At 47.0% G+C, this 9581-nt stretch carries 9 protein-coding genes and 1 rRNA gene; all 10 read right to left on the bottom strand.

From position 1 onward, the window contains the following. A 16S ribosomal RNA gene (locus GLV97_RS18530) occupies nucleotides 1-89 on the bottom strand; the annotation flags it as partial. Nucleotides 90-519: 430 nt separating this feature from the next. Further along, a complete protein-coding gene (gene lysS, locus GLV97_RS18525) occupies nucleotides 520-2010 on the bottom strand; it encodes a lysine--tRNA ligase (RefSeq protein ID WP_160839912.1) in 1491 nt (496 codons plus the stop codon). Nucleotides 2011-2201: 191 nt separating this feature from the next. After that, a complete protein-coding gene (gene folK, locus GLV97_RS18520; RefSeq protein WP_160839909.1) occupies nucleotides 2202-2699 on the bottom strand; it encodes a 2-amino-4-hydroxy-6-hydroxymethyldihydropteridine diphosphokinase in 498 nt (165 codons plus the stop codon). Continuing rightward, entirely contained in the window at nucleotides 2692-3060 is a 369-nt protein-coding gene (gene folB, locus GLV97_RS18515; protein ID WP_160839908.1) for a dihydroneopterin aldolase, read from the bottom strand. The genes folK and folB overlap by 8 nt, the downstream gene beginning before the upstream one ends. Continuing rightward, nucleotides 3053-3886, bottom strand: a complete 834-nt coding sequence (gene folP / locus GLV97_RS18510; RefSeq protein ID WP_160842445.1) for a dihydropteroate synthase — start codon at nucleotides 3884-3886, stop codon at nucleotides 3053-3055. Before folP ends, folB begins: the two co-directional genes overlap by 8 nt. A 119-nt stretch (nucleotides 3887-4005) precedes the next feature. Beyond that, nucleotides 4006-4938 (bottom strand): cysteine synthase A, encoded by a 933-nt coding sequence (gene cysK, locus GLV97_RS18505; protein ID WP_272917358.1) that lies wholly within the window; start codon nucleotides 4936-4938, stop codon nucleotides 4006-4008. A gap of 154 nt (nucleotides 4939-5092) precedes the next feature. After that, the gene (gene hslO, locus GLV97_RS18500; protein WP_160839905.1) at nucleotides 5093-5974 is read right to left on the bottom strand and encodes an Hsp33 family molecular chaperone HslO; all 882 of its coding nucleotides are present in this window, start codon (nucleotides 5972-5974) and stop codon (nucleotides 5093-5095) included. Nucleotides 5975-5980: 6 nt separating this feature from the next. After that, a complete protein-coding gene (locus tag GLV97_RS18495; protein ID WP_160890285.1) occupies nucleotides 5981-6772 on the bottom strand; it encodes a type III pantothenate kinase in 792 nt (263 codons plus the stop codon). A gap of 118 nt (nucleotides 6773-6890) precedes the next feature. Then, nucleotides 6891-8921: an ATP-dependent zinc metalloprotease FtsH gene (gene ftsH, locus GLV97_RS18490; RefSeq protein ID WP_160890284.1), complete on the bottom strand. Its 2031-nt coding sequence runs from the start codon at nucleotides 8919-8921 to the stop codon at nucleotides 6891-6893. 117 nt (nucleotides 8922-9038) lie between these two features. Next, on the bottom strand, nucleotides 9039-9578 hold the full coding sequence (hpt, locus tag GLV97_RS18485) for a hypoxanthine phosphoribosyltransferase (RefSeq protein WP_160839902.1): 540 nt from the start codon (nucleotides 9576-9578) through the stop codon (nucleotides 9039-9041). Nucleotides 9579-9581 lie beyond the last annotated feature (3 nt).

The following is a 9581-nucleotide window of genomic DNA, read 5'->3' as shown; positions in this document are numbered from 1 at the left end:
AAGGGATCCGCTCGCTTCCCGCGCTCGACTTGCATGTATTAGGCACGCCGCCAGCGTTCGTCCTGAGCCAGGATCAAACTCTCCATAAAAGTAGTTTGACTTGCTCATCTGCACACCGAATGTGCTTTGTTTCAAATTCCTTCATTAAAGAAGAAATGTTTTGACGTACTGGTTGGTTCGTTCAGTTTTCAAAGATCAAATGTTGTCTGCCGTTTGAAAACAGCGACTTAATCATCTTATCATGTGTTGATTTTTATGTCAACAACTTTTTTGATGAAGTTGAGAAAGCGTTGTTGCTGTCGTTTTTGGCGACAAATACTAATTTATCACGCTGGGTTGTTAATGTCAACAACTTTTTTGTGATTTGTTTCGGCGTCTTTCAACACCGCATCGCTCTCTTAAAGCGACAAGTAATAATTTATCACGGATATACCGATTGCGCAATAGTTTTTTTCAATAACTTATTATTTTCTTGTAAAAAGAAAGCCTCCGCCTTTATAAAGGCGGAGGCTGACTAAATCAAGAGTCGCGATGTCTCATTTGAGGGAACAATAATACGTCACGAATGGAAGCAGAATTGGTTAAAAGCATAACAAGACGATCAACGCCGATTCCCAATCCACCAGTCGGCGGCATACCATACTCAAGAGCTTCCAGGAAGTCTTCATCCATCATATGCGCTTCATCATTTCCTTCTTCACGCTCTTTAAGCTGAGCTTCGAATCGTTCGCGCTGATCGATCGGATCATTCAACTCAGAAAACGCATTGGCATGCTCGCGTCCAACGATGAATAATTCAAAGCGGTCCGTAAAGCGTTCATCTTCAGGATTCTTTTTGGCGAGTGGAGAGATCTCTATTGGATGTCCATAAATAAAGGTAGGCTGGACAAGCTTTTCTTCCACGCGCTGCTCGAAGAATTCATTGACGATATGACCGAATGTCATCGTATCTTTAATTTCAATACCATGTTCATGTGCAAGTGCTTTTGCTTCATCGTTACTCATAGGCTGCCAGAAATCAACGCCTGTATATTCTTTAATGGCATCCACCATGTGCAGGCGGGCCCATTCCGGCTCCAGGTTAATTTCCTGATCGTCATACATCACGGTTGTCGTACCGAGTACTTCTTTAGCAATATGAGCAACCATATTTTCTGTTAATGCCATAATGTCTTTATAATCTGCGTAAGCTTCATACAACTCAATCATTGTAAATTCAGGGTTATGACGCGTGGATACCCCTTCGTTACGGAAGACGCGTCCGATTTCATACACCTTTTCCATTCCGCCGACGATCAGACGCTTCAAGTGTAGCTCGATGGCTATACGCATGTACAACTGCATATCAAGCGCGTTGTGATGGGTAATGAACGGACGGGCGGAAGCTCCTCCCGGAATACCGTGCATTAATGGTGTCTCCACTTCAAGGAAACCTAGACCGTCCAGGTAGCGGCGCATGGATTGAATGATTTTACTGCGCAGAACAAATGTGTCTCTGCTGTCAGGGTTCGTAATCAAGTCAAGATATCGCTGACGATAGCGCTGTTCTACATCTTGAAGTCCGTGGAACTTTTCAGGTAACGGGCGCAGGGATTTCGTAAGCAGATGGAATTCCCCCGCTTTTACAGAAAGTTCACCGACGTTTGTTTTAAACATCACTCCGGTCACTCCGACGATATCGCCCAAGTCTGCTGTTTTAAAGAGGTTGTCATAAGCCTCTTCTCCGATTTCATCTTTACGGACGTACAGCTGGATCTGCCCTGTGACATCCTGGATATGTGTGAAACCAGCTTTCCCTTTTCCGCGCTTGGTCATGATTCGTCCTGCTACGGTAGCCGGGAACTGTTTCTCTTCCAGTTCTTCTTTTGTATAGGCATCATATTGTTCTTTCAACTGGTCCGCATAATGCGTACGGTCAAAACGGTCGCCGAACGGATCCAGGCCCTGTTCACGGTGAGCGTTCATCTTGTCTCTGCGCACCTGCATATATTCATTCAGTTCTTCTGACACTGCTATCACTCCATTCCTCATCTTTTCCTTGTACTGTGCCGCCACAATAACAAAAACTGCCAGCAAAGGACTGGCAGCATCTAACTATGGTTTAGTATAAAAAAGTCTTATGGGTGTGTCAACGCTCATGCGGAGCTCAGCCCTTGTTACCTGCTGAGGTGCCTCTCCCCTTATCCCCCCACCCTTTTTAGTCAGAGGTATCCCCATAACACAACACTATCTCTTTCGGCATCCGGCAGTTCATGCAGCAGTTCCACCGCCTGCTTCTGCAGGTGGGGAAGATATGCACGGGGATCCACATCTGCCAGAGGCACGATAACAAAGGCCCGCTCATGCATGTGGGGATGAGGGATCGTCAAGTCGGCGGCCTTCCTGTTTTCTTCGTTATACAAAAGAATATCAAGATCAATGGTCCGCGGCCCCCATTTCACCAATCTTTTTCGCCCGAGACCGTCTTCTATGGACTGGCAGACCTTCAGAAGCTCTTCCGGAGGGAGGGACGTTTTCACGACAATCACCATATTTAAAAAGTCTCCCTGGTCTGTGTAGCCTACCGGAACCGTTTCATATACCCCGGATTTCTCTTCTACCTGGACCGCTCCGTTTTCATCCAATAATGATACAGCGTCACGAAGATACTGCTCCCGTTCAGCAAGGTTGGAACCGAGGGCAATATATGCTTTATTCATCAGACCGGCTCCGGTATATCTCAATAGCTACCGATTGATAATGGCCGGGGATGGGCGGGTCGGGCTTGATCACTTTTACGAGGCATCCTTCCAACAGCGGAAAAGACGAGAATAACTCCCGTGAGATCTGTTCAGCTACAGACTCTACAAGATAACAGGCTTTCCCCTCTACAATTTTTTTTGTTGATTCATAAATGGCCCCATAATCAATGGACTTTGTCATATCGTCAGATTGGGAGGCCGGTTTTAAATCCAGCTCCAGTTCAAGGTCAACGTAAAAACGCTGCCCCAGTTTATTTTCTTCCGGAAAAAGGCCGTGATAGCCCCAGAATTCCATTTGATTAACATAGATTTTATCCAATTCCTCCACCCTTTCCAATCATAGCATCCATCATCTTCACCATACGGGACACAGGCTGGACATCATGGACTCTTACGATCTCCACTCCCTGGGAGATTCCATAGCAGACCGTTGCGCCCGTCCCTTCCATTCGTTCCTCTTTAGGAAGATCCAGAACCGTACCAATAAACGATTTCCTTGAAGTACCGAGCAGCAGTGGATACCCAAGGTCCCGAAGGTCTTTCAAGTGACGCATGACAACAAGATTCTGCTGCTGGCTCTTGGCAAAACCAATCCCCGGATCCAGGATAATCTGCGCATCCTTTACTCCACGCGCTTTCACGCTGTCTACCATATTCCTTAGATCCTGTTTCATATCAGTTATTAAATGGGTATAGTTCCGATCCTCGCGATTATGCGTCAATATAATCGGCACATCATACCGGGCAGCAACATCGGCTATGGCGGGGTCTTTTAAGGCTCCCCACACATCATTAATGATGGAAGCTCCATGCTCCACCGCCTGTTTCGCTACTTCCGACTTATACGTGTCAATGGAGATCGGCACATCCACGGTACGGCTTACCGCTTCGATCACAGGGATAACCCTTTGTAACTCTTCCCTTTCTGTCACCGGTTCATGTCCCGGCCGTGTGGACTCACCACCAATATCGATAATCCGGGCCCCTTCTTCCACCATTCTTTCTGCCTGGTGGACAGCACGGTCCACATCTGTGTACAGACCACCATCTGAAAAAGAGTCGGGTGTGACGTTCAAAATGCCCATCACAAGCGTTTCCTCGGCTAAATTATATGTTTTCGTGCGTGTGTGTAAGTATAAGGACATGTGCTTCCCTCGTTTCTTTATGACTCTTTCCCTATCTTACATCATTTCATGAGTTCTATCATGGCACGAACCCCTTTAATAAAAAAACGCACTCCTTTCTCCAAGGAGTGCGCTCTTTTTTATTCTTCATCAAACTGGTAAAGAGGAGTAGACAAGTACCTTTCTCCGTTACTTGGAATGACAGCGACCACTTTCTTCCCTTTTCCAAGCTGCTTAGCCACTTGTTTTGCTACGTGGATCGCTGAACCGGAAGAGATTCCTCCAAGGATTCCATCTTTCCTCGCGGCTTCGCGGGCGGCTTTAAAGGAGTCTTCCTTGGAAACCGTCACGACTTCATCGTAAATTTCCGTGTTCAGGATTCCCGGAACAAACCCGGCGCCGATTCCCTGGATTTTGTGAGGCCCTGGATTCCCACCGGATAACACCGGAGATTCTTCAGGCTCGATCGCGTAGATCTTCATATCGGGATACTTTTCTTTCAGCACTTTCCCGGCTCCGGTAATCGTTCCACCTGTACCGATACCAGCAACAAAAGCATCCAGCTGATCACCCATCTGCTCGATGATCTCAGGTCCTGTTGTCTTTTCATGGATGAGAGGGTTTGCTTCATTGTTAAACTGCTGCGGCATGAAGTATCCATGCTTTTCATGAAGTTCAGCAGCTTTCTTAATTGCTCCCTTCATGCCGTCGCTCCCTGGTGTAAGGACCAGTTCCGCCCCATAGGCCCGGAGCAGGTTTCGACGTTCCTGACTCATCGTATCCGGCATAACGAGAATCGCTTTGTACCCTTTGGCCGCAGCAATCATAGCCAGACCAATCCCTGTATTTCCACTGGTTGGTTCTACAATCGTGTCACCCTCGTTCAAACGTCCATCTTTTTCCGCCTCTTCCACCATGGATAAAGCGATACGATCTTTTACAGAACTCCCCGGGTTCATATACTCCAGTTTAAGATAAATGTCCGCACTGTCTTCCTCAGCACTGCCATTCAGTTTAACCAGCGGAGTCTGTCCTACAAGTTCACTTACGTTATTTACGATTCTCAACACCATCACTCCTAAAACCAAGTATTTAAATAGGATTTAAGTTTAACTTACTGAACTCCACTACAATTGTCAAACAATTCATGCCGGAAAAATAGAAAAAGACGGAACGAAAGTCCCGTCTTTTATTTATATCCCTCCAGCTGTCATATGATGAAAAAAATCAGCTGGTGCTCTGAGATTTCAGTTCTTCCAGATCATCAGCAGAGAATTGATAATCTTCGTTACAGAAGTGGCATTTCGCTTCCGCTCCATTATCCTCTTCGATCATACGCTGAATCTCCTCATCACCCAGGCTGGAAATAGCCATCTCCACCCGTTCACGCGAACAGTGGCACTGAAATTTCACAGGCTTGGTATCCAGCAGCTGGACATTTTCTTCACCAAGAACGGTATGAAGAATCTGCTCTGGTGTCTTCCCTTCCTGTACAAGCGTGGAAATCGGACGCATGTCAGAGAGGCGTTTCTCAATTTCCGTTGTCGTCTTATCATCGGCACCCGGCATCATTTGAATAATGAATCCGCCGGAAGCAAGGATACTGTGATCTGTGTCCACCAGAACGCCGGCACCAACAGCTGAAGGCACCTGCTCGGAATTTGCGAAGTAATACGTGAAGTCTTCACTGATTTCACCGGATACGATTGGAACCTGCCCGGTGAAATGGTCTCTCATTCCGAGGTCTTTCACAATACTTAATGTCCCGGATGTACCGACCGCACGGGATACATCCAGTTTCCCCTGCGCATTGGACTCGAAGTCGACATGGGGATTCTTCGCATAGCCGCGTACTTCCCCGTCAGCGTTGGCATCGACCACAATGGCCCCGATTGGACCGCCGCCTTCGACCTTCACTGTAATTTTGTTATCTCCTTTAAGCATAGCTCCCATCATAGAGCTGATCGTCAAGGTTCTACCCAGAGCGGCTGATGTTGTCGCCCACGTATCCTGTCTGCGTCTGGCTTCTTCGACGGTATTAGTGGACTGAACAGCGTATGCTCTCACTTGTCCATCAAATGCCATCGCCCGCACTAAATAATCTGACATGAATCATCATTCTCCTTTAAATACTTTTTTCTCTTTGTTGCGCTGATATATCTTATGCAGCCCCTTCAATGTTAGATAGGGGTCCACATGGTCAATGGTCCTGGACTGGCCGGCAATTAAATTCGCGAGGCCGCCGGTAGCGATAACAGTCGGGGTATGGTCGGATGTTTCCTTCATTCTTCGGACAACCTCATCCACTTGTCCGACATATCCATAAAACGCTCCGGACTGCATAGCTTCTACAGTGCTCTGTCCGATGACATGCTCCGGACTTTTAATTTCAATCTTCGGAAGTTTAGCTGCTTTGGCATAGAGAGCTTCCATGGAAATGTTGATTCCAGGTGCAATAGCGCCCCCCAGATACTCCCCTTCTGCATTAATGTAGCAGTAGGTGGTCGCTGTCCCAAAATCTATAATGACTAAAGGAAGCGGGTACTCACCAATTGCCCCGACAGCATTCACTACCCGGTCCGCCCCAATCTCAGCCGGGTTCGGATACTTCATCGGCAGACCATGGTCGACATTGTTCTCTCCGATAATCATGGGCTGCTTTTTAAAATAATAACGAGACATACGGTCAAGTGCAAACATTATGGGCGGGACAACGGAAGAGATGATGACACCGTCCATATCCTCAAAGGTCAAACCTTCATGATCAAACAGGGATTTGATTAACATCCCGAATTCATCTTCTGTTTTATGTCGATCTGTCTTAATACGCCATTGATACTTTAACGCGCCATTTTCAAACACACCTAAGACAGTATTGGTATTTCCCACATCAAGGACAAAATTCATACAAAAAGCCTCCTGTGTCATTTCCTTCGGCTACCATCATACCACAAGAGCCGAACCGTCTGCTGTAATGAGACACGAAAAACCACACCGCCGGAGCTGGTGTGGTTTTTTCATCGAATTAAGAACGGCGATCGTCGGAATCTGTTTCGTTCTCTTCTTCGTTATTTGTGGAGGAAGCTTCTGTATCCTGTTCCTCTTCAGCAGCTTCTTCATCTTTGGACTGGATGTTGACGCGTACATCTTCATCGCTGCCAGAAGAAGTGTTGTTCTTGATTTTAGCATTGTGTTCTCTTGCGAGTGCTTCAAGCTCTTCATCTGTCGGAAGACGCCCTTTATCAAACAGGGAACGAATTTGAGTTGCATCAAGGGTTTCTACTTCCAACAATGTTTTAGCAATCAGCTCTAATTTATCTCTGTTCTCTGTCAGAATCGTCTTCGCACGATCATAACAGTACTGGATAAAGTTCTTCACTTCCTGATCGATTTCGTATGCGATCTGGTCACTGTAGTTCTGTTCGTTCTGGATATCACGGCCAAGGAAGACCTGACCTCCGGAGTTTGAACCGAACTGAAGCGGTCCGAGTTTTTCACTCATTCCGTATTCTGTAACCATCTTACGTGCAATGCTTGTCGCACGCTGGAAGTCGTTGTGGGCACCTGTACTTACTTCACCAAAGATGATTTCCTCGGCTACACGGCCACCCAGAAGACCTGTAATCTTGTCGAAGAGTTCAGGTTTTGTCATAAAGTAACGGTCTTCTTTCGGAAGCATGACCGCATAACCGCCGGCCTGACCTCGTGGAACAATCGTTACTTTATGAACCATGTCGGCATCATCAAGCACCATACCGATAACCGTATGTCCACTTTCGTGGTTGGCAACGATGTCGCGCTCTTTTGTAGAAATGACGCGGCTCTTCTTAGCCGGTCCTGCAATAACACGGTCAATAGCTTCATCGACATCATCCATGTCGACATTTTTCTTGTCCCCACGGGCAGCTACAAGAGCTGCTTCGTTCAGCAGGTTCTCGAGGTCTGCACCTGAGAATCCTGGTGTACGGAGAGCAATGGTCTTAAGATCGACATTTTCAGACAATGGCTTGTTCTTCGCATGAACGGCGAGAACAGCTTCACGACCTTTGACGTCTGGACGATCGACAGTAATCTGTCTGTCAAAACGGCCGGGACGAAGAAGGGCCGGGTCAAGAATGTCCGGTCTGTTGGTTGCAGCAATGATGATGATTCCTTCATTGACTCCGAAACCGTCCATCTCAACAAGGAGCTGGTTCAATGTCTGCTCACGTTCGTCGTGACCGCCGCCGAGGCCTGCGCCACGCTGACGTCCGACAGCATCGATCTCATCAATAAAGATGATACCAGGGGCATTCTTTTTCGCATTTTCAAACAGGTCACGGACACGGGAAGCTCCGACACCGACAAACATTTCAACAAAGTCCGAACCACTGATGGAGAAGAATGGAACGCCTGCTTCTCCGGCAACAGCACGGGCCAGCAATGTTTTACCTGTACCCGGTGGTCCTACTAACAGGACACCTTTTGGAATACGTGCGCCAACGGCAGAGAATTTGCGCGGGTCCTTAAGGAAGTCAACCACTTCCACAAGCTCCTGCTTCTCTTCATCTGCACCAGCAACGTCTTTAAAGCGTACTTTCTTCTTCTCTTCGGTGTACATCTTCGCCTTGCTCTTACCGAAGTTCATGACACGGCTTCCGCCGCCCTGAGCCTGGTTAAGCAGGAAGAAGAAGAGAATGAAGATAATGACAAACGGAATAATCGATGTCAGGAATGTCACCCATGCGCTCGGCTGCTCTTCCTGTTCCACATTTAAGATCGACTGCTCCTGAGCCGTCTCGGTAATGTTGGAAAGTGTCTGGTCGTTAGCTGTAATCTGTGCGGTGAAGGTTTCCTCCCCTTCTTCAGCACCCTCCAGCTGACCAGTGATTCGAATCACTCCATTAACAGGCTGAATTGTCATCTCTTCGATGGCACCGCTGTTCAATTTATCGTAAAACTGATTTACATTTAACTCTTGCTGCGGATCACCTTGACCTCGGAATAAACCGACCACGCCGATAACAACGAGGAAGATAAGTAAGTAAAATATGGTATTACGAAAGATCCGGTTCATTGCCTACCTCCTCCCAAACGAGAAAAACTATAGTAAATACTACCATAACAAAAACGGACGACACAACTAATTACCCTTGAAACGAACCGCTTGAAACCACTTACGGAGTATCTGGGACTATCCACCATAAACTTCAGGTTTCAACACCCCTACATAAGGAAGATTCCGATATTTCTCCTGATAATCCAGACCGTACCCTACAACGAATTCATCAGGTACTTCAAAGCCGACAACATCTGCTTTCACATCGGCGTTGCGCCCTGTCGGTTTATCAAGAAGCGTAACGATTTTAATCGAATTCGCTTTTCTATATTTAAACAAGTCGACAAGATAGGCAAGTGTGCGGCCGCTGTCGATAATGTCTTCGATGATCAGGATATCCCGGCCCTCTACTTTTGTATCAAGGTCCTTGACAATCTTGACCTCTCCGGAGGATTCCATACCCCCGTGGTAACTGGACACATCCATGAAGTCCATTTCCAAATGCGTCTCCATACGTTTCAAAAGGTCTGTCATAAATGGAGTGGCCCCTTTCAGTACTCCGATAGCCAAAGGAAAGCGATCCTTATACTCCTCGGATAAACGGGCTCCCATGTCCTTGCATTTCTGCTGGATCTCCTCTTCGGAAATCAAGACCTTTTCAATTTCGTTGTGCATGAT

This window comes from Halobacillus litoralis (genome assembly GCF_009856355.1).
GTDB classification, from domain to species: domain Bacteria; phylum Bacillota; class Bacilli; order Bacillales; family Halobacillaceae; genus Halobacillus; species Halobacillus litoralis_B.
The sequence above is the reverse complement of the archived record's forward strand: the minus strand, read 5'-3'. Positions and strand labels throughout refer to the sequence as shown.

Coding starts and splice junctions, on each gene's coding strand:
- folP (WP_160842445.1), bottom strand. CDS start 3,886: ATGTCCTTATACTTACACACACGCACGAAAACATATAATTTAGCCGAG.
- GLV97_RS18495 (WP_160890285.1), bottom strand. CDS start 6,772: ATGAATTTTGTCCTTGATGTGGGAAATACCAATACTGTCTTAGGTGTG.
- cysK (WP_272917358.1), bottom strand. CDS start 4,938: ATGGTGTTGAGAATCGTAAATAACGTAAGTGAACTTGTAGGACAGACT.
- folK (WP_160839909.1), bottom strand. CDS start 2,699: ATGAATAAAGCATATATTGCCCTCGGTTCCAACCTTGCTGAACGGGAG.
- hslO (WP_160839905.1), bottom strand. CDS start 5,974: ATGTCAGATTATTTAGTGCGGGCGATGGCATTTGATGGACAAGTGAGA.
- hpt (WP_160839902.1), bottom strand. CDS start 9,578: ATGCACAACGAAATTGAAAAGGTCTTGATTTCCGAAGAGGAGATCCAG.
- ftsH (WP_160890284.1), bottom strand. CDS start 8,921: ATGAACCGGATCTTTCGTAATACCATATTTTACTTACTTATCTTCCTC.